This is a genomic window from Brevibacterium sp. S22, from assembly GCF_004745485.1.
GTDB lineage: Bacteria > Actinomycetota > Actinomycetes > Actinomycetales > Brevibacteriaceae > Brevibacterium.
The window spans coordinates 152,879-173,159 of sequence record NZ_RHFG01000005.1; the positions used below are offsets into that span (position 1 = coordinate 152,879).

At 66.1% G+C, this 20,281-nt stretch carries 16 protein-coding genes and 2 tRNA genes; 13 read left to right on the plus strand and 5 right to left on the minus strand.

The window, feature by feature from the left end:
• Positions 1–10: 10 nt before the first annotated feature.
• From EB835_RS07300 to EB835_RS07325, 6 genes are all read left to right on the plus strand, one after another.
• Entirely contained in the window at positions 11–2,200 is a 2,190-nt protein-coding gene (locus EB835_RS07300; RefSeq protein WP_135808804.1) for a prolyl oligopeptidase family serine peptidase, read from the plus strand.
• Between the two features lie 10 nt (positions 2,201–2,210).
• A complete protein-coding gene (locus tag EB835_RS07305; protein ID WP_135808805.1) occupies positions 2,211–3,290 on the plus strand; it encodes a lipoate--protein ligase family protein in 1,080 nt (359 codons plus the stop codon).
• Positions 3,287–4,012, plus strand: a complete 726-nt coding sequence (locus tag EB835_RS07310; RefSeq protein ID WP_240688613.1) for a Type 1 glutamine amidotransferase-like domain-containing protein — start codon at positions 3,287–3,289, stop codon at positions 4,010–4,012. The genes EB835_RS07305 and EB835_RS07310 overlap by 4 nt, the downstream gene beginning before the upstream one ends.
• Before the next feature lie 165 nt (positions 4,013–4,177).
• On the plus strand, positions 4,178–4,963 hold the full coding sequence (thyX, locus tag EB835_RS07315; protein WP_135808806.1) for an FAD-dependent thymidylate synthase: 786 nt from the start codon (positions 4,178–4,180) through the stop codon (positions 4,961–4,963).
• Between the two features lie 87 nt (positions 4,964–5,050).
• On the plus strand, positions 5,051–5,629 hold the full coding sequence (locus EB835_RS07320) for a maltokinase N-terminal cap-like domain-containing protein (RefSeq protein WP_135808807.1): 579 nt from the start codon (positions 5,051–5,053) through the stop codon (positions 5,627–5,629).
• Between the two features lie 77 nt (positions 5,630–5,706).
• Positions 5,707–6,141 carry an HIT family protein gene (locus EB835_RS07325; RefSeq protein WP_135808808.1) on the plus strand — a complete coding sequence of 145 codons (435 nt, stop codon included), beginning with the start codon at positions 5,707–5,709 and terminating at the stop codon, positions 6,139–6,141.
• Positions 6,142–6,154: 13 nt separating this feature from the next.
• On the opposite strand, the gene EB835_RS07330 is transcribed toward EB835_RS07325, so the two are convergent.
• The 3 genes from EB835_RS07330 to EB835_RS07340 form a co-directional block, all read right to left on the minus strand.
• Positions 6,155–7,210, minus strand: a complete 1,056-nt coding sequence (locus EB835_RS07330) for a zinc-binding dehydrogenase (protein ID WP_135808809.1) — start codon at positions 7,208–7,210, stop codon at positions 6,155–6,157.
• An 86-nt stretch (positions 7,211–7,296) separates the two neighbouring features.
• Entirely contained in the window at positions 7,297–8,151 is an 855-nt protein-coding gene (locus EB835_RS07335) for a 3-methyladenine DNA glycosylase (RefSeq protein WP_135808832.1), read from the minus strand.
• 107 nt (positions 8,152–8,258) lie between these two features.
• Positions 8,259–11,033: an ATP-dependent RNA helicase gene (locus EB835_RS07340; RefSeq protein WP_135808810.1), complete on the minus strand. Its 2,775-nt coding sequence runs from the start codon at positions 11,031–11,033 to the stop codon at positions 8,259–8,261.
• A 128-nt stretch (positions 11,034–11,161) separates the two neighbouring features.
• Here EB835_RS07340 and EB835_RS07345 point away from each other — a divergent pair, with 128 nt between their 5' ends.
• From EB835_RS07345 to EB835_RS07365, 5 genes are all read left to right on the plus strand, one after another.
• A complete protein-coding gene (locus tag EB835_RS07345) occupies positions 11,162–11,968 on the plus strand; it encodes a fumarylacetoacetate hydrolase family protein (protein ID WP_135808811.1) in 807 nt (268 codons plus the stop codon).
• Between the two features lie 50 nt (positions 11,969–12,018).
• Positions 12,019–13,485: a glutamate--tRNA ligase gene (gene gltX / locus EB835_RS07350; RefSeq protein ID WP_135808812.1), complete on the plus strand. Its 1,467-nt coding sequence runs from the start codon at positions 12,019–12,021 to the stop codon at positions 13,483–13,485.
• Complete coding sequence (locus EB835_RS07355; protein ID WP_240688614.1) at positions 13,482–14,786, plus strand: alpha/beta fold hydrolase; 1,305 nt, start codon at positions 13,482–13,484, stop codon at positions 14,784–14,786. Before gltX ends, EB835_RS07355 begins: the two co-directional genes overlap by 4 nt.
• A gap of 147 nt (positions 14,787–14,933) precedes the next feature.
• Positions 14,934–15,005, plus strand: a tRNA-Gln gene (locus EB835_RS07360).
• A 40-nt stretch (positions 15,006–15,045) separates the two neighbouring features.
• Positions 15,046–15,118, plus strand: a tRNA-Glu gene (locus EB835_RS07365).
• Positions 15,119–15,303: 185 nt separating this feature from the next.
• Here EB835_RS07365 and EB835_RS20775 read toward each other — a convergent pair.
• Both EB835_RS20775 and EB835_RS07375 read right to left on the minus strand, forming a co-directional pair.
• On the minus strand, positions 15,304–16,128 hold the full coding sequence (locus EB835_RS20775; RefSeq protein WP_135808813.1) for a DUF4282 domain-containing protein: 825 nt from the start codon (positions 16,126–16,128) through the stop codon (positions 15,304–15,306).
• Between the two features lie 129 nt (positions 16,129–16,257).
• Positions 16,258–17,304, minus strand: coding sequence for an aldose 1-epimerase family protein (locus tag EB835_RS07375; RefSeq protein ID WP_135808814.1), 1,047 nt, complete (start codon positions 17,302–17,304; stop codon positions 16,258–16,260).
• 120 nt (positions 17,305–17,424) lie between these two features.
• Between EB835_RS07375 and galT the strand changes: the two genes are divergently transcribed.
• Together galT and galK are read left to right on the plus strand one after the other, a co-directional pair.
• Positions 17,425–18,678: a galactose-1-phosphate uridylyltransferase gene (gene galT, locus EB835_RS07380; RefSeq protein WP_135808815.1), complete on the plus strand. Its 1,254-nt coding sequence runs from the start codon at positions 17,425–17,427 to the stop codon at positions 18,676–18,678.
• Positions 18,675–19,961 carry a galactokinase gene (galK, locus tag EB835_RS07385; RefSeq protein WP_135808816.1) on the plus strand — a complete coding sequence of 429 codons (1,287 nt, stop codon included), beginning with the start codon at positions 18,675–18,677 and terminating at the stop codon, positions 19,959–19,961. The genes galT and galK overlap by 4 nt, the downstream gene beginning before the upstream one ends.
• Positions 19,962–20,281 lie beyond the last annotated feature (320 nt).

Genomic DNA, 20,281 nt, shown 5'->3' on the forward strand with positions numbered 1-20,281 from the left:
GGATGGGATCATGCGTGAAGAAGACTCCCCATCGACGGCCCCGACGACGAGCGCCGATCTGCCCGAAGACGAAAACCTCTGGCTCGAAGACATCCACGGCGAGAAGCAGATCGCCTGGGTGAAGGACCAGAACGCGAAGACCCTTGAACGATTCCACGACGACCTCTTCGACAGCATCTCCGGTGACCTGCGCACCGCGCTGGACGCCGACGACCGCATCCCGATGGTCACCAAACGCGGCGACCACTTCTATAACTTCTGGCGCGACAAGACGAACCCGAAGGGCCTGTGGCGACGCACCTCCTGGGACAGCTACCGCACGGCAACACCCGACTGGGACGTGCTGCTCGACCTCGACGAACTGGCAGCAGACGAAGACACCGCCTGGGTCTGGTCCGGCGCGATGGTTCGCCGCAGCGACAATCGGCGTGCACTCGTCCTCCTGTCCCCGGACGGCGGCGACTCGCACAGAGTCCGCGAATTCGACCTCGCAGACCGTGCCTTCGTCGACGGCGGCTTCGATATCCCCGCCGCCAAGACCCGACTGGCCTGGCTCGACGATGACACCGTGCTCGTCGCCACCGAAACCGACGCAGACTCGTTGACGACCTCGTCCTATCCTCGCCAGGCCCGAGCGCTCCGGCGCGGGCAGAGCGTGGACGACGCCCCGATCGTCGCCGAAGTGCCCCGCGACCATGTGGCGATCTTCGTCGGCAGCGACATCCGCCCCGAGGCCGAGACCACCGACCGCGCCGTCATCGTCGACGCCATCGACTTCTTCAATTCGAGAATGAGCTTCCTCGACCTCGACGACATCACTGCCGCTGACGGTTCGCTCTCCACCGAACCGACGACGTGGGCCGACGCACTCACCCCGGTCGAGGTCCCCACCGACGTCGAGGTCGGCTTCGAACGCGACCTCGTGCTCTTCCGGCCCCAATCGACGTGGAACTCCACCACCACCACCGAGGTGGCCGCAGGCGGCCTTGCCATCGCCGATATCGACGCGGTCAAGGCAGGCGAGATCGCCCCGCGCGTGATCTTCACCCCGGATGCCCACACCTCACTGCAGTCCTTCACATTCACCCGGGACTACCTCGTGCTCGAACTGCTTTCCGACGTGCAGTCGAAGCTCACGGTCCTCGACCTGGGCAGCGACTTCGCCGAATCCGCCCTGCCCGGGGTCCCCGCCAACCATATGGTCGGCCTCGGCGCGGTCGACAGATTCGACCCGGCCACCGCCAATGACTTCTGGATGGTCAGCACCGGATTCCTCACGCCCTCGACCCTGTCGTACGGGACCCTGGGTACGGGGTCCGACGACTCCACCACCGAGGTGATCAAATCTGCACCGGCAATGTTTGCCGCCGATGGGCTGAGCGTCGAACAGCACTTCGCCACCAGTGCCGACGGAACGAAGATCCCCTACTTCCAGATCGGTGCCGCCGACCTCGTGCTCGACGGAGACAATCCCACACTTCTCGACGGCTACGGCGGTTTCGAAGTCAGCCGCACTCCCGGATACTCACCCGTCGTCGGTGTCGGCTGGCTGAGCCGGAACACCACCGGGAACACCCTCCCGGCCGGCCGTCGAGGCGTCTATGTGCTCGCGAACATCCGCGGCGGCGGCGAATACGGTCCCGATTGGCATACCTCCGCGATGCGGGAGGACCGCATGCGCTGCTACGAAGACCACTCGGCCGTCGCCCGTGACCTCATCGCCCGCGGAGTCACGAGCCCGCAGACGCTCGCCTGTGCCGGCGGATCCAATGGTGGCCTGCTGGTCGGCAATATGCTCACCCAGTATCCCGACCTCTTCGGTGCAGTCTCCTGCGGGGTCCCGCTGCTGGACATGGCCCGGTACACGAAGCTGAGTGCCGGCTATTCGTGGAAGGCCGAGTACGGTGATCCGGATGTGGCTGAGGACTGGGCGTTCATCAGGGAATTCTCGCCCTACCACCTCCTCGAGGACGGGCAGAGCTATCCGCCGGTGCTGTTCTGGACGGCCACTTCGGATGATCGAGTGGGACCGGTGCAGGCTCGGAAGATGGCCGCACGGATGCAGGCGCAGGGAATTGAGAACGTGTGGTTCTTCGAAGACACAGAAGGCGGACACTCCGCTGCTTCGGACAATGAGCAGACCGCGTTCACCCGGGCACTGAGCTACCGGTTCATGTGGAACGCACTGACAGGGGAGTAGGTTGGCAGATATGACGAACGAGACGCAGCACTTCCACGGCGAATACAAGGTCATCGGCGGCAAACTCGTCGTCGCCGATGTGACCACCGACGGCAAGACCATCACCGAGGTGAAGATCTCCGGTGACTTCTTCCTCGAACCGGAAGAAGCCTATTTCGACCTCGCCCCGGCACTCGTCGGTGCCAGCGTCACCGCCGACAATGCGTCGCTGCGCGGTCGCCTCGACGATGCCTTGGCCGGCTACGGTGCGGAACTGGCGATGCACGGCTTCTCCACCGCCGATGTCGCCACGGTCGTGCGGCGGGCACTGGGATCGGCGGCGAACTTCACCGACTTCGATTGGCAGGTGATCCGCGGAGAGGTGCTGCCCACGCAGCTCAATGTGGCTCTCGATCAGGTGCTGCTCGAGGAGGTCGCGGCAGGTCGTCGTCAGCCGACCCTGCGGTTCTGGGAATGGGAGGACACCGCCACCGTCATCGGCGCCTTCCAGTCCTACGTCAACGAACTGCGGCCCGAAGGAGTGGACAAGCACGACGTCCAGGTCGTGCGTCGCATCTCCGGAGGCGGAGCCATGTTCATGGAGGGCGGCAACTGCATCACCTACTCGATGTTCGTCCCGCCTGCACTCGTCGCCGGTCTGGACTACGAAGAGTCGTACGTCTTCCTCGACCAGTGGGTGCTCGCGGCGCTGAAGACCCTCGGCGTGGAAGCGTTCTACAAGCCGATCAATGACATCTCCTCGACCGGCGGCAAGATCGGCGGTGCCGCACAGAAGCGGATGCGCGACGGCACTCTGCTCCATCACGCCACGATGAGCTATGACATCGACGCCGACAAGATGGTCGAAGTTCTGCGCATCGGCGAAGCCAAGATCTCGGACAAGGGAGTGGCGAGTGCGAAGAAGCGCGTCGATCCGCTGCGCAGCCAGACCGGTGAGGCCCGCAAGGACATCATCGATGTCATGGCAGACACGTTCGCTGCCCGCTACGGAGCCACCTACGGCACCTACACCCCAGAGGAGCTCAGACGGGCGCAGGAACTCGTCGATGAGAAGTTCGCGACCGAGAAGTGGACGCACAGAGTGCCGTGAGCGGATCTGAACCCGCCGGACTCCGCGGCACGATCGTCGCTCTCGGCGGGGGCGGCTTCTCGATGTCGGAGACCGGGGAGTCGGCCATCGACGACGCCCTGCTGCAGATGGTCAGCCGGGAGAGCACATCCGGGCTCCCACACGTCTGTTTCGTCCCCACTGCATCCGGCGACAGCGGTGACTACATCGAGAGGTTCGAAGCGGCTTTCGACGGCCGCGCACAGACTCATGTGCTCTCCCTGTTCGGACAGAGCCCTTGGGACTATCGGGACCCGGCGATGCTCCTTGACATGGACCTCATCTACGTCGGCGGCGGGTCGACGGTCAATCTGCTGGCGCTGTGGCGTCGCCACGGAGTCGACGAGGCGATGCGAGACGCCGTCGCCGGCGGCACGATACTCGCCGGGATCAGTGCCGGCGCGAACTGCTGGTTCGAGGCCTCCTCGACGGATTCGTTCGGTCCGCTGGCCCCGCTGAACGATGGGCTCGGATTTCTGCGGGGGAGCGCCTGCCCGCATTTCCACGGCGAACCCGGGCGGGCGGAATCCTTCCAAAAGTGGATCGCGGATGGAAGTCTGCCCGGCCCCGGCACCGCCATCGACGATCATGCCGCGGTGGTGTATGAGGACGGCAGAGCCACCTCGGTGATTGTCGAATCTGCATATGCGAGGGCCTCTATCGTCGAAGCAGACGGACGACTCCGGGATCTTCAGCCAGGATGAATCGGCGGGAACGGAAATACTGAGAGCCACGATGGTCCCGGCTGCGCCCGGGAAGCCATCATGCACGGTCGAACTGAAGAAGATCTCGGGACGGACCAGTCCTCGATTCGGCTCCGGCTGTCTGTAGGATTGGGAATCAATCACGTCCCCTGCACTAGGAGAGCCATGCGCCAGGTCGAACCGTCCGTTGAACTGCTCGCCAAGCCCGATATCGATTGGGAAGCGATGAGGACTTACCTCGACGAGGTGGGCGGAACCTCTTGGGCGGACCGGGTCGAGGACGCGGAATCTCCCGACGCCGAGGATCTCCTCGAGTTCTCCGGACGCATGTGCTACCGCTCGTGGGAGCCGGGACTCAACCCGAACGTCTCGCGGGTGCGCACCGATTCCGCGCAGTACATCGGCAACGTCGTGAAGTCCCAGCACGGATCCGTGCTCGAACACGCGAATTTCACCTTCGTCCTCCACAACGTCTCGCGCGTGCTCACCCACGAGCTCATCCGCCACCGTGCAGGATCGGCATTCTCGCAGGAATCGCTGCGCTACGTCCGCCTCACCGACATTCCGTTCTGGTTCCCCGAATGGGCTCGCGAAGATCCCGAACTCATGGAACGCTCGCTCGCGGTCCTCGACACCCTCGAAGAGCACCAGAAATGGATGACCGAGCACTTCGAGCTCGACGAGGAGGGCACGAAGTTCTCCCACAAGAAGCACATGACCTCGTTCATGCGCCGCTTCGCTCCCGAGGGCCTGGCCACCGGAATCGTCTACACGGCGAACCTGCGCTCCCTGCGCCATGTCGTCGAGATGCGCACCGCGAAGGGCGCTGAGGAGGAGATCCGCCTCATCTTCAACAAGATCGGTGAGGTGATGCGGGAAGAGGCCCCTGCCGTCTTCGCCGACTACGAGGTCGTCGACGGCGAATGGATCCCCGGAACCCGGAAGGCCTGACCCGAACAGCGTCACACCTACGACCAGCAGCACCTGACACCAGCAGCACCTGACGCCGACGTCAGACAGATCTCAGGAGGAACCGCCATGGCAGATATCTACGCAGCTCAGCTCGACCCCGGCAAGCTCGACGTCGTCACCGACTGGGTTGCCGAGCAGGACTGGGCCACCGAGCTCGACCTCGAGGCGAATCCGCTCGAAGCCGTCACCGCGTACCGGTTCGACGACCCCGCCGGCGAGGTGGGCATGGAGATCCACATCGTGCGCAGCGGCGACCAGCTGCTGCAGGTGCCGCTGACCTACCGCGGTGCACCGCTCGAGGGTGCCGACGAAGCGTTCGTGGCGAACATGGAGCACTCGATTCTCGGCAGACGGTGGGTCTACGCGGGCATGGGCGATCCGCTCTTCCGGCAGCGCCTCGACCACACCATCGCCACCGCGTCGACCGCGGCGAAGCAGTACCGCGTCGACGATGAGGGCAACAGAGGAGAAGAGATCACCGAGGTGGCCCACGCCTTCGGAACGGGTCCTCTGCCGGGTGCCGGCGACGTTGAGATCCTCTACCGCCTGTCGCCGGACTCACCGGCCGAGAAGTCCGACGCCGGTCTGCTGCTGGGCCGCTGGGACGGCCAGGACACGAACGTGGTTCTCGCGATCATGGTGTGAACGCCGAGGCCGGACCCCTGGAGTCGAATGTTGAGCGCGGTGGACAGTACGGAGAACACGATGAGGGGGAGGAAACAATGAGCGAGAACTGCATCTTCTGTCAGATCATCGCAGGTCAGGCACCAAGCGCGCCGATCGCCGAGACCGAAGCGACGTTCGCGTTCATGGACATCCAACCGGGATCCGACGGGCACCTGCTCGTCGTACCCAAACGGCACAGCACTGACCTGCGCGATATTCCTGCCGACGATCTGGCCGCCGTGGCAGTCGAGTCACAGCGACTCGCCAAGCACGCCTTCGACGCGTGGGATGCCGATGGGGTCAACCTCCTCAACTGCTGCGGAGCCGATGCCTGGCAGACCGTCTTCCACTTCCACATGCACGTCATTCCGCGCTACCGCGACAAGGGCAGAGACCGCCTTCGTCTGCCGTTCGAACCGGGCATCCGCGGGGATCAGGAACTCATCGATGAACTCGCCGCGAGCATGCGGGGCTCGATCGGCGAAGCGTGAGACGCCGTCTTCGTCACCGGGCGAGGTCGATGATCGTCATCCCGGCCGTAGGGGCCGGGACGTTCATCGCCTCCATCGCAGCCGGTGCCTCGTCGAGGCCGATGACGTTCGTGACGAGATCCTGCGGTCGCAGCCTGCCGCGGGCGACGAGGTCGACGAGCTCGGGATAGTCTGAGGCCGCCATTCCGTGCGAGCCGAGCACGCTGAGTTCGAGCGCGATCACCCGCGGCACATCGACGACCGGGTCGGCGGGAAGCAGCCCGATCTGCACATGCCGACCCAGAGGAGCCAGAGCTCCGATCGCGGCCCGGATCGTGTCCTCCCGACCCAAGGCGTCGACGGTCACAGCCACACCGTCCGGGCAGTCGTCGGCGAACTGCGCGACCACTTCGGCGCTGAGCTCGGCCGGGTCGAGATCGCCGGCATTGACAGTCCTGGCGGCACCGAACTCACGAGCAGAGGCCAATGCCGCATCGCTGACGTCGATGGCCACCACCCTCGCCCCGAGGGCCCGGGCGATCATGATCGCCGACAGTCCCACCCCGCCGCAGCCGAACACCGCAACCGTCTCGTCGGCGGCAAGGCGAGTCCGCACACGCAGACCGTGGAAGGCCGTGGCGAACCGACAGCCGAGCCCGACCACTGCCGCGGCGGGCAGATCCTCGGGTACGGAAACGAGGTTCGCATCGGCATTGTGGATGACGACCTGATCCGCCCACGACCCGAAATGCGTGAACCCCGGCTGCGTCTGATCGGGGCACACCTGCGCATTGCCGGAGGCACACCACCGGCACGTCCCGCATCCGCAGACGAATGGCACGGTCACCCGCTGACCGACGTGGAATTCCTGTACCCCGGCCCCCGCCGAGGCGACCCGACCGACCAGCTCATGTCCGGGAACGTGCGGCAGGGTGATCGTCGAGTCGTGGCCGGCCCATGCGTGGTGATCGCTGCGGCAGACTCCGGTGGCTTCGACGTCGATGACGACGCCGGCATCGGGAGCCGTGGGAGCAGGCACCTCCTGCAGCTGAGGGCGGACGGAGAACTGATCGAAGATGATGGCGCGCATACCGTCGATCGTAGGCGGAGCAGCCGGCCGGAACCGAGCGTGTCCGCTCTGCGGAGCGGGCTCGATCAGCGCGGATGGACTCCGCCTCAGCGCGGATGGACTCCGGCCGCTGCCAAGGCGTCGAGCAGCCTCGACCGCAATGCCTGTGCCCGGGCGGAGAACATCTTCTGCCGTTCCATGTATTCGGCTTTGCCCGCGGCGGTCTCGACGGCGACCACCCCATAACCCCATCCGCGCAGGTCATAGGGGGAGGCCTCCATATCCAGCGTCCGGATATCGAGCGCCAGGTCGAAGCAGTCGACGACGAGCGCCGAATCAGCGATCGGCGAGATCTTCATCGCCCACTTGTACAGGTCCATCCCCGCGTGCAGACAGCCGGGCTGCTCATTGGCGATCATGCCTTCGCGGCTCGGCTGCAGAGTGTTGAGAGGTCGGGCCGGCTCGGTGAAGAAACGGAACGCATCATGATGCGAACACTGAATCCGGTGGCCCTCGACCACAGCATCGGTCTCGGCCGGGCTCAGCCGCAGCGGCACCTGCTGATGCCGACGCTGCTCCTCGGTGAGCTTATAGACCATCGCCCATTCATGGATGCCGAAACACCCGAAATTGGCCTCCCGATTCAGCGTCGACGACAGGAGGGAGGCGATGAACTTCGCCCCATCCCCACGGTCGGCGCGCCAGGAGTCGAGGTCCACCTCGGCGAGGTTCCGGTCGTCGTCGATGCGGTACCAACGCCGGTCGAAATACCGGTGATCGGCCGCCTCGGGGAGTTCGATGCGCACGCCCGGCCCGGGATGCCATTTCTTCAGCTGTCCGACCTTGAACGGGTAATAGGTGAAGAGGAAATCTTCGACCGGATGGCTCTCCTGCCGCATCCGACGGGCGATGTGCGCATCCGTGCGCTCGGCGATCGCGGCCTCGTGAGCATCTCGGCGCATCTGCCACTTCGAAGCAGGCACGACCCCATCGCCGAGGTGGCCCGAACCACGCTCGGCTGCGCTGGGGATCACGGACGGGGCAGAGGTCACCGCTCCATTGTTTCAGATCAGCGTCCGGAGCGTTTCGTGCCCTTCTGCGCCGGTGCGGCCAGGGGGTCCTCCGGCCACGGGTGCTTCGGGTAGCGGCCTCGGTTCTCGGCCCTGACGTGGGCATACGCGTTTGACCAGAATGACGCGAGGTCGCTGGTCACCGCCAAAGGTCGCCCGGCCGGCGAGAGGAGGTGCAACGTCACCGGCACCCGGCCGTCGCAGATGCGGGGAACATCGGTCCACCCGAAGCACTCCTGGAGTTTGACCGCGAGGACGGGGCCCTCTGTGCCGAAGTGATCGGGATCGGCATAGTCGAGGCGGATGCGTGACCCGGTGGGCACGTCGACATGAGTCGGGACGAGCTCGTCGAGCCGGGCCGCGTCGGGCCAAGGCAACAGTGTGCGCAGTGCAGAGACGAGATCGACCCTGCCGGGATCGGTGCCCCTCGCGATCCGATCGAGCGCGTCGGGGCACCATTCGGGCAGCGTCTGTGACAGGTGCTGCCACGTCACGATCGGCCACGGCTCACCGAAGACGTGCCGCAGCAGACCGAGTCGCGCTCGCAGTGTTTCGAAGGTCTTCGACGGACGCAGAACCTCGCGGGCTCCGCGTTCGAGGACCGATTCGGCGATGGCTCGGCGCGCCAGTTCGGCGTTCGCTCGGATCGGGGTGGCCGAGAGTTCGATCCTGCCGAGGCGCTCCCGCCGGATGGCACGGACCTTGCCGCCTTCGAAGCTCGCGGTCTCCTCCGTGGCCAGCAGTCCGGCACCGGCGAGTTCCGCGGTGTCCTGATCGATGGGGACCGCAGCGCGGATGATCGCGCGCGATCCGGCGAGCCCCACCTCGGCGATGGCCAGCCACGGACTGCCCAGCAGGGAGGAATCACGCGGCAGACTCGCCGCGGTGCCCGAGGCCAGAAGGTACTCGGAGTCCGAAGCACTGCGCAGGCGTGCGATCTGCAGCGGGAAGGACAGGGCTGTGACGAGCCCGAGGTCGTCGGGGCTGAGAGTGCGGGCCTTCGTCGCGGAGCCGGTCGCTGGGTCGACGTCCTTCGCCGGCACAGCTCCGCCCGTCGCGAACTCCCGCGCCAGCCCGGCGAAGCGTCTGCGGTCCTGAGTGAAGCGGGCATCCTTGCTGCGGCGCAGCTGCCGCAGCAGAGCGGTGAGATCGGCGCCGGGAGCGCGCTGATCGGACTCGATGACGGCGATAGCCTCGGCCGCAAGAGCGGGAGAGAGCAGCGCAGCCCCATCGAGCAGACCCCGCGCCGACCACACCGATGCAGGAATCGACGCGATCGCACGCCCGGTCTCGGTCACGTGCAGGTCGAAGATGCGAGGGCCGCCTACTCCGGCACCTCCTGCACCGTCGACACCGGCGCCGCCCGCACCTCCGTCACTGACCGAGTCGCCCGGTCCGTCAAGGCTCTCTGACTCGTCCGCGGCAACGGGATCGAGGGCGCCGAGCGCGACCAGATCGTCGATCGCCTGCCGCTTCGGCCCCGCCGGCAGGGGCTCGGGCAGCAGACTCTCATCGCCTCCCCACACCGCCAGGGCCAGCACCGCGGCGGTGAGGTCCGAGGTCGCCACCTCGGCGGAGGTGTGTTCGGGCAGGCTCGCCCAATCTGCTTCGGACATGCAGCGATACGCGACACCGGGGCCCTGCCGCGCAGCACGACCGGAACGCTGCGTGCCCGCGGCCTTCGACTCACGCATCGTGACCAGCCCTGACATGCGCCGCCGCGTATCCAGCCGCGGCCCGCGAGAGAGCCCGGAGTCGACGACGATCCGCACCCCCGCAACGGTCAGCGCCGACTCGGCCACCGAAGTCGAGACGATGATGCGGCGAGCGGCCCCAGTCTCCGACGGGCGCAGGATCGCATCCTGCTCCTTCGCTGGAGTCCGCCCCGTCAGAGTGTGCACCTCCACCGGGCCATCGCCCAGACGCCGCCGCACCCGTGCCGCCACCTCATCGACCTCACGAGCCCCGGGAGCGAAGACGAGCAGGTCCCCGGAAGCGTTCTCCTCCACTGCGCGCACCGTCGTCGCCGCCAGATGATCAAGGAAATCCCAGGTCACACCCCGGGCATCGAGCGGACGTTCCTTCGCCGGTGCCCACCTGACCTCCAATGGATGAGTATCGGCGGCCACCGACAGCAGTGTCGCCGGTGCCTGCGGCCCGTCCCCGAGACGCCGCGCCCACAGCTGCGCATCCAGGGTCGCGGACATGACGACCACAGAGAGGTCCTCACGCAGATCCGCCAGCTCCCGACACATCGCGAACGCGAGATCCGTATCCAACTGCCGCTCGTGCACCTCATCGAGGATCACACCGGCCACTCCTGTCAGCTCCGGATCGCGCAGCAGCCGGGACAGGAGCACACCCGTGGTGACGAACTCGATGCGAGTCGCCGCCGAGGTCCGCGACTCTCCGCGGACGGTGAAACCCACGACTTCGCCGAGGCGGCTGCCGGTCAACGACGCGAGCCGCCTGGCCGCGGCGCGAGCGGCCATCCGTCGCGGTTGGGTGACGATGATTCGTCCCGGTTTCCAGCCAGAACCGGACGGGCCGGCCGCACCGGCAGCCTCGGCCGGGCCGGCGGCTGACACCGCCAGATGGGCGGCGATCATCGGCGGCACCACGGTTGTCTTACCGGTTCCGGGAGGACCCTCCACGACCAATCTCGGGGCGGGGGCCGCCTCGGCGAGGGACAGCTCATCGATGAGCGCGGCGGCGGGCAGTCCGGCGCCGATGCGGGCGAGATCGAAGGTGTGCGAGAGGTGCGGCTCGGGCATGGCACCAGTCTCTCAGCCGCGCGACCTCACCCGCACACGGGACGTCGTGGTCGGCTCTCGCACGCCCGATCACGGATCGATGTGCACCGACGCGCGGACGGCGCCCGACACTGACTAGACTGGGGCACATGCGTATCGCCAGATTTGTACATCAGGACGAGCCCAAATACGGAGTCGTCGAAGGTGAAGTGCCGCCGATCACCGACGGCAGATGGGACACGTCGGGACTCGAACTCGCCGTTCTCGACTCGGATCCCTTCTTCTCTCCGGCCCAATCGACGGGGGAGAGGCTGAAGCTCGACGATGTGCGTCTGGTCAGCCCCATCCTGCCGCGGTCGAAGGTCATCGGCGTCGGCCGTAACTTCGCCGACCACGCCGCCGAACTCGGCAACGAGGTGCCGGCGTCCCCGCTGACCTTCTTCAAACCCAACACCGCGGTCATCGGCCCCGGCGATCCCATCCGTCTGCCCGCCGTCAGCGAATACGTCAGCTATGAGGCCGAACTCGCCGTCATCATCGGTCGTGTGGCCAAAGGCGTGAAGGCCGAAAACGCCTTCGACCATGTCCTCGGATACACCGCCGGCAATGATGTGACCCTGCGCGACATCCAGAAGGCCGACAAACAGTGGTCGCGGGCCAAGGGCTTCGACACCTCCTGCCCGCTGGGGCCATGGATCGAAACCGAGCTCGACGTCGACGATCTGGGCATCCGCTCCTGGGTCGACGGGGACCTCAAGCAGGACGGCACCACCGCTGATTTCATCTTCGAGATCCCGACCCTCATCGAACACCTGTCCGAGACGATCACGCTGCTGCCCGGCGATGTCATCCTCACCGGCACCCCGGCGGGAGTCGGTCAGATCGTCTCCGGCAACCGCGTCGACATCGCCATCGAAGGACTCGGCGTCCTGTCGAACCCGGTCATGGACGCGTAAGAACACCACACCACCGACTCACACCCGAGAAGATCACGCAAAGGACAATCGTGAGCGTCAAAGTTCGTTTCTGCCCATCACCCACCGGCACCCCGCACGTCGGCATGGTCCGCACGGCCCTGTTCAACTGGGCCTACGCCAAGCACACCGGCGGGAAATTCGTCTTCCGCATCGAGGACACCGACGCCGCCCGTGACTCCGAGGAGAGCTTCGGCCAGGTCGTCGAGGCGCTGAAGTGGCTGGGCCTGGACTGGGACGAAGGCATCGAGGTCGGCGGGCCCGACGGACCCTACCGCCAGTCGCAGCGGGCCGAGATCTACGCCGACGTCATCGAGAAGCTCAAGGCCGGCGGCCACATCTACGAGTCCTACTCGACCAACGAAGAGGTCGAGGCCCGTCACAAGGCCGCCGGCCGTGACCCCAAGCTCGGCTACGACGGATTCGACCGCGACCTCACCGACGAGCAGAAGGCCGCCTTCCGTGCCGAGGGCCGCGAACCCGTATGGCGCGTGCGCATGCCCGATGAGGACATCACGTTCACCGACCTCGTCCGAGGCGACATCACGTTCAAGGCCGGCACCGTCCCCGACTTCGTCGTCGTCCGTGCCAACGGCCAGCCGCTGTACACCCTGGTCAACCCCGTCGACGATGCGCTCATGGGCATCACCCACGTGCTCCGCGGCGAGGACATCCTGTCCTCGACCCCGCGCCAGATCGCGCTCTACGAACACCTCAAGGCCATCGGCATCGCCGAGGCGACCCCCGAGTTCGGCCACCTGCCCTACGTGATGGGCGAAGGCAACAAGAAGCTGTCGAAGCGCGACCCCGAATCGAACCTGTTCCTCCACCGCGAGAACGGCTTCATCCCCGAGGGACTCATCAATTACCTCGGACTGCTCGGCTGGTCGATCGGCCCCGACCGCGACATCTTCAGCGTCAAGGAGTTCACCGAGGCCTTCGACATCCACGACGTCCTGCCCAACCCGGCCCGCTTCGATGTGAAGAAGGCCACGGCCATCAACGCCGACCACATCCGCCTCCTCGAACCGGGTGACTTCCGTAACCGCCTGGTGCCCTATCTGCAGGCCGCCGAGGTGCTGCCGGAATCCCCGACAGATGCTCAGCTGACGATCCTCGATGCCGCAGCACCGCTGGTGCAGACCCGGATGAAGCTGCTCGGTGAGGCCCCGGACCTGCTCGCGTTCCTCTTCACCTCCGATGATGACCTCGTCATGGCCGAAGACGGGATGAAGACGCTCAAGGACTCCGCCCCCGAGGTGCTCGCCGCCTCCATCGAGGTCCTCGAAGGGCTCGACGAGTGGACGACGGAGAAGCTCGAAGAGGTTCTGTCGGCGAGACTCGTCGATGAGATGGAGATCAAACCGCGTCTGGCATATGGCCCGCTGCGTGTGGCCGTGTCCGGTCGCAAGGTCTCCCCGCCGCTGTTCGAGTCGATGGAGATCCTCGGCAAAGACTCCTCGCTCACGCGCCTCAAGGCACTCGCGGCACAGCTGTGAATCAGGCGAACTGGAACCGTGGGGGACTGCACTTCCGGGATGTGACGATCGAGGTGCCCTTCGACCATTTCGACGGTGCGAATCGGGCCGACGGGGCGTCGGCGCACCCTGCCCGGCTGCCGCAGACCCTCGAGGTTTTCGCCCGGATCATCGCCGCCGAGGCGGACAGCCAGAAGCCCTACCTCGTGTACCTGCAGGGTGGGCCCGGCGTGGAAGCTCCGCGCCCGGGCATTTCCGGCGGCCCCGACGGTTGGGTGAAGCGTGCCCTCGAGGAATTCCAGGTCGTCATGCTCGACCAGCGAGGAACGGGACGGTCGAATCCGATCGGCTCGGTCGACGGCGCCGTCACCGGCCTGGATGCTGTGGGGGAGGATCCGGCCGCGATCGCCGAGGCGCTGTCGTGCTTCCGTGCCGATTCGATCGTCGAGGACGCCGAGATCCTTCGCGGCCACCTCGGCGTGGAGACGTGGTCCCTGTTGGGGCAGTCCTTCGGCGGATTCACGACTCTGCGGTATGTCTCCGCCCATGCCTCATCGCTGCATGAGGTGTACTTCACTGGCGGTCTGCCGGCGATCGGCCTCGACCCGGCGACCGTCTATGGGCGGACGTGGGAGGGGATGATCCGCAAGTCCGAACAGCACTACCAGGCGTTCCCCGGCGACCGGGAGAAGATGCGCAGGCTGGTCGAGCTCGCGTCCGTCGGAGACGGCCTCGCCCTGCCTGGGGGAGCGCGGGCGACGCCGGAGCGGATCCGTCTGCTCGGGCATTTCCTCGGGGCTTCCGACGGTCCGGAGAAGCTGCACTATCTGCTCGACCTCGACCCCGCCTCGGCGGCGTTCCGGCATGACCTTGCCGCCTCCCTGCCGTTCTCGGGACGCAACCCGCTCTACGCGGTCATCCACGAATCCTGCTGGGCCGACGGCGCGGCGACGAACTGGGCGGCGCGGCGGGCGATGCCTGATGCCGTCCGGGAGGACCCGACCCTGTTGGCAGGTGAGCATGCCGGGCCGGAGTCCCTGCACGAGGATCCGGAGCTCACCCCCTTCGCCGAGGTGGCCGAGCTCATTGCCGCACGTCAATGGCCTGATCTCTACGACGTCGACGCACTGCGGGCCGCCTCGGTGCGCGGTGCTGCGGCGGTGTATTTCGAGGACGCATATGTGCCTGTGGAGTATTCGCTGGCCACTGCCGAACACCTGTCCGGGGTGCAGCCGTGGGTGACGAACGAGTACGAACACAACGGTCTGCGAGCCGACGGATTTCGGGTGCTCGACCGGCTCATCGGCCTCGCTCGCGGTTGAGATCCGGGCGGTGTGGCTGGGGCGCTCGAGTGTTAAGAAGGTCACACCGAAAAGGAGCCTCTCTGATTTGTCGTGAGGTGGTGTGCTTGTGTAGAGTTATATCTCGTTGCTCAGGGAATTCCCCACGAGGATGACCTTGAAAAACATTGGGCTATGGTGTAATTGGCAGCACGAGTGATTCTGGTTCATTTAGTCTAGGTTCAAGTCCTGGTAGCCCAGCGGACATCATCCGGAGGTCTCTCCAGGTGAGTTGTTCTGAGCCCCCGTCGTCTAGTGGCCTAGGACGCCGCCCTCTCAAGGCGGTAACGGCAGTTCGAATCTGCTCGGGGGTACGGTTGAGCCCCGCATCGAATTTCGATGCGGGGCTCACTCTAATTCACCGCGCTGCGTATCCCGCGCGCACCGAGCCGCGCTCCAGTGCTGCCGAGTGAAAGCGGCACACTTGAGGCTGGAAAGCCCTGCTTTCTCTGTGTGCTGTCTGGCGTGAAGTGTGCCGCTTTCGGCGAGAGGACTGACTTCAGCGGGAGACGGAGTCGGCGATGCGCTTCGTGTTCTCGGCCGTCTTGATGTTGGAGACGATGAGCTCGAGCACGAGACGGACGCCGATGACCCACAGGGCCGGGATGATCCAGCCGAAGACGATCGAGAGGATCAGCGGCAGCACATTGAAGCTCGGCCCGTCAGTGAAGTAGGCCGCGGCCGAACCGGCGGCGACTCCCGCGCTGATGCCGGCGATGATGGTGCCGAGGTAGGACAGGGCCGCGACGACGATTGCGATGATGTAGATGAAGCCCGCCCACTTCACCGCGATGAAGCTGTCGAAGCGAATGTCGAACAGCGACTTGAAGAACCCGGCCCGCTGGGGCGTCGACTGCGGTGCCTGACCATACGCGGGCTGGCCGTAGACCGGCTGACCATATGCCTGCTGCTGTGGCGCACCCTGCGAGTAGACGCCCTGCTGGTAAGGATCCTGCTGGTAGGGGTCCTGCTGGTAAGGATCCTGCTGATAGGCGCCGGGCTGTGAGTATCCGGCCTGCTGGTAAGGCTGTCCCTGTGCCTGATAGGCATTGGGATCATAGGTGCCCTGCTGGTATCCGGGCTGAGCATCCTGCACTGCCTGAGCCTCCTGAGCCGACTGGTGCGAAGCGTCCTGACCCTGGTGCGCATCCTGGCCCGGCTGGTACTGAGCATCCTCAGGGGCTTGCGCATCCTGGCCCGAGGCGGACTGGTCCGAAGCAGGCTGGGTGCTCTGCGGCTGGTCCCCGGTGCCCGTGTTCTGGCCGTCGAGATTCTGCTCAGCCGAGCTGCTGTTCGGGTCGTTCGGGTTCTGCGGTGTCGACATGATCGTCCTTCTCGAGAATGGAACGCACCCCAAGCAGGGCACGCTCGCCTGATATCTGCCTGCAGTCGCAACCTATCAGGATGCGCCGACTCCCGGCAGGGCGGCTGTCATTTTGGGAAGAAGATCAGCTCAGCTCTCGGTGCTGGCCCGAGTCGAGAGGCCCTGACCCGCGGAGTCCGCCGACATCGAATCGGCACGCTCGCAGTCCGTTCCGGTCAAGGTGATACTCCACTCGACGGCAAGCTCGTCACCGGGGGAGACGACGTCGAAGTCCTCGCCTGCTGCGAACGCATTCGGCGGACACGTCATCGGCTCGATCGCGATCGCCCGACGAGCCAGATCCTCTTCGAGGCCGTCGCCCGTGCACACCTGCCAGGTGCGGAAACCGGGACCCATCCCGACGATGACCTCACGGGAATCAGCGCCTTTCAGCCGTGCTCGTGACCACCCGTCGCCCCCGCGTCGAGGCTGGCCGAAGGCATCGTCGAGGACCGTTCCGCCGATTGTGCGCAGCGCCCGGAAGTCCTTACACAGCATGCACGCGGAATCATCGGAGACGTGGTCGACCGGGACCGCGGTGCCGTCATCGAAGGGGCGCACGGCCGTGGGGATGAGACGATCATCGGCCTCGAGCCAGTGCGCAGCGGGAATGACGAGCTGAGACTCATCGACCGACCCTGCAGCATCGACCGACCCTGCAGCAGCTGCGCCGCCACACTCACCGGGTGAGAGCCACGGGTGAAAACCGAAACCGAACGGGGCGGGACCCGACCCCGTGTTGAGGGCACGGGCGCGTATGCGCAGCTCCGCCTCGGCGAGCTCGAAGTCCACCCGCAGACTGAACTCGAACGGATACCCTGCCGTCGCCTCCAGCGCATATCCGAGGCCGAGGGCGGAGTCGGTCCGCTCGATGACAGACCATTCGACGTCGGCGACGAGGCCGTGCAGCGCCGTATCGCGCTCGGGCTCGGTGATCGGCAGCTGATGGCGGGCTCCCGCGAAATCGAAACGGCCCCCATCGATCCGGTTCGGCCAGGGCGCGAGCACGGCTCCGTCGAAGGCATTCATCGGCACCACGACCGGCCGCTCGCCGACGCTGAAGCGAAGCAGGCTCGCACCGGTGGGGGAGATGACCGCGACAGACTCGCCGCAGGCGAGTTCGATGGTGGCGGTCATGGGTCTCCAGGGGGCTCGACGGAGGGAAGAGGCAGTTGCGGATATTCTACGCTCTCCGCGCCTGTCCGAGCCGACAGATGTTAGCATTATGATCGAAAATGATAACTTTTGGGAGGTCTGATGCCAGCGTCGCATCGCAGGACAAACCTGTCCGATGGTCGTGAAATCCTGTTCTTCCAGGACCCCGACTCACCCGCTCCGGTGATCGCCGCCGACCCCCGGCCTCACGAATCACGACCCGACAGCGGCACCCTGCGCTTCGACGTCCTCACCGGCGAATGGGTCGCCGTGGCCACGCACCGGCAGACCCGCACCCACCTGCCCGCCGCCGCCGAATGCCCGCTGTGCCCATCGCTTCCGGACCGTCCCACCGAGATCCCAGCCGCGGACTTCGACGTCGCCGTCTTCGAGAACCGCTTCCCCTCACTCGGGCCCGGCCTCGGTGGTGTTCCGTCGTCGCACACAGTGGACAACACCCTCGCCGAGGCGGCCCCCGACTCCATCGATTCCGTGACCTCTGCGCTGTCGGGACCCGGATACGGCCGCTGCGAGGTCGTCGTCTTCTCCTCCGAGCACACCGGATCCTTCGCCGACCTCGGCACCGATCGCGCCCGCACCGTCATCGACGCCTGGGCCAACCGGACTGCTGAGCTGTCGGCGCTGCCGGGCATCGAACAGGTCTTCATGTTCGAGAACCGCGGGGAGGAGATCGGTGTGACGATGAATCACCCGCACGGACAGATCTATGCTTACCCCTATGTCACCCCGCACACCGCGATCACCTCGGCCCGAGCCCATGAGCACCTTCGCCGGACCGGCCGGCCGCTGCTCGGCGACGTGCTCGCCTTCGAACGCGAGGCAGGGGAGCGGATGATCATCGACACCGATCACTTCTCCGCCTTCGTGCCCTTCGCGGCACGCTGGCCGATCGAAGTCCACATCGTCCCGCACCGTCAGGTGGGAAGTGTCGACGAACTCGACGACACCGAACGAGACGACCTGGCCCGCGTCTACCCGGAGGTGCTGCAGCGCATCGACGGACTCTACCCGAGCCCCACTCCGTACATTGCGGCCTGGCACCAGGCACCGGTCAACAGCGCCGACCGCCGCGCCGAATGGCTGCACCTCGAGATCACGAGCCCGCGCCGAGCGGAGAACAAACTCAAGTTCCTCGCCGGGTCGGAGGCGGCCATGGGTGCCTTCGTCGGTGATGTCTCCGCCGAGGAGACCGCAGCCAGGCTGCGCGCGGTGACTCTCACACCCATCGCCGAGGCGGTTGTGCCCGTGACAGCCAACGAGACCCTCGCAGCGAACGAGACCCTCGCAGCGAACGAGAGCCTCGCCACGGACGATCAGGAAGGTGGCCGTCGATGAGCACCGAGACACCGAAGACAGCGGCCGCCCCGACCGCCGATCACCTCGCCGGCGAGTTCGAAGCCCTGTTCGGATACCGGCCGCTCGGGTCCTTCCGCGCGCCGGGGCGCGTGAACTTCATCGGCGAACACACGGACTACAACTCAGGCTTCGTCCTGCCCATCGCCATCGATCGGGCCGTGTACGTCGCCATCGGTCAGCGCCCCGAAGGCAGTGCTGAAGGAAGAACCGAGGGCAGCGCTGAAGAGATCGGAACCGCGGAGCCGCCTCGGTGTGGGGAGAGCATTCGCATCGTCTCCGATCATCGCGATGAAGCTGGTCGGCGTGTGTCGGGTCAGTTCACGGCCGCGGAACTCGTGCCCGGAACCCTGGCCGGCTGGCTCAGCCACCCCGCGGGAGTCGTCGACGAGATTGCGAAGTCCACCGGCGCGCTGGTCGGTGGTGTCGATCTCTACATCGAGTCCACTGTGCCCGTCGGTGCCGGACTGTCGTCATCGCATGCGCTCGAAGTGGCGGTGCTCATCGCCCTCGACGAGGTGTTCGGACTCGGCCTCGACGATCGAGAGAAGGTGCTGCTGACGCAGCGGGCCGAGAACGACTTCGTCGGAGCGCCGACGGGAATCGTCGACCAGGCCGCCTCGATCATGACCGAGGCCGGGCACGCGCTCTTCCTCGACTGCCGCGACCTCAGCGCTCGCCAGATTCCCTTCGATCTCGACTCCGAGGGGCTCAGACTCCTCGTCATCGACTCGAAGGTCTCCCACTCGCACAGCGAGAGCGGGTACGGGGCCAGGCGGAAGACCTGCGAGGAATCTGCCGCGATCTTCGGCGTCGACAGTCTGCGGGAACTCGCCGATGACGTCGACCTGAGCGAACTCACCGAGGAACAGCGCAGGCGAGTGCGACACGTCATCGCCGAAAACGCACGAGTCCGCGCCACCGTCAAACTGCTCGAAGACAATGACCGCGCCCACGGCAGTGAGCATGACGCGCGCATCCGCGCGATCGGTGATCTGCTGGTGGCCTCGCACGAATCGCTGGCACATGACTACGAAGTCTCCTGTGCCGAACTCGATGTTGTGGTGACGGCCGTTCTGGGAGCCGGAGCGCTCGGGGCACGGATGATCGGCGGGGGCTTCGGCGGCTCGGCGATCGCCCTCATCCATGCAGACCAGGTCGATGAAGTAGGCGACGCCGTCACTGCGGCATTCGCCGAGCACGGCTACCGGGAACCGGACATCTTCGCTGTCAGCGCAGGCCGGGGCGCCGCCCGGTTCGACTGAGTCTCAGGTCCGCCTGAGCTTCCGGTCTGCCTGATTCGCCGGTTCGACGAGGCCGCGGTCACAGCGGCGTCGGTGCAGCAGCACTGTTCGGCGAATCGGTACACCTTCTTCTGAACTGCCCACCGAAGAACGTGATGATTCCAGAGCAACCGGGACCACAACAGCCTTCGCCGCCGGACACCTCGCTGGGACGCGGAGTGCCTCATGTCAAGATCCCCGGGAAATGAGGCCGTGCCTCACAGACATTTTCCCCGCCAGCCGGGTCTTAACCGGCCCGGGTGTGATGGACCTTGATGCCCGCGGGATCCGGCAGGGCTTGG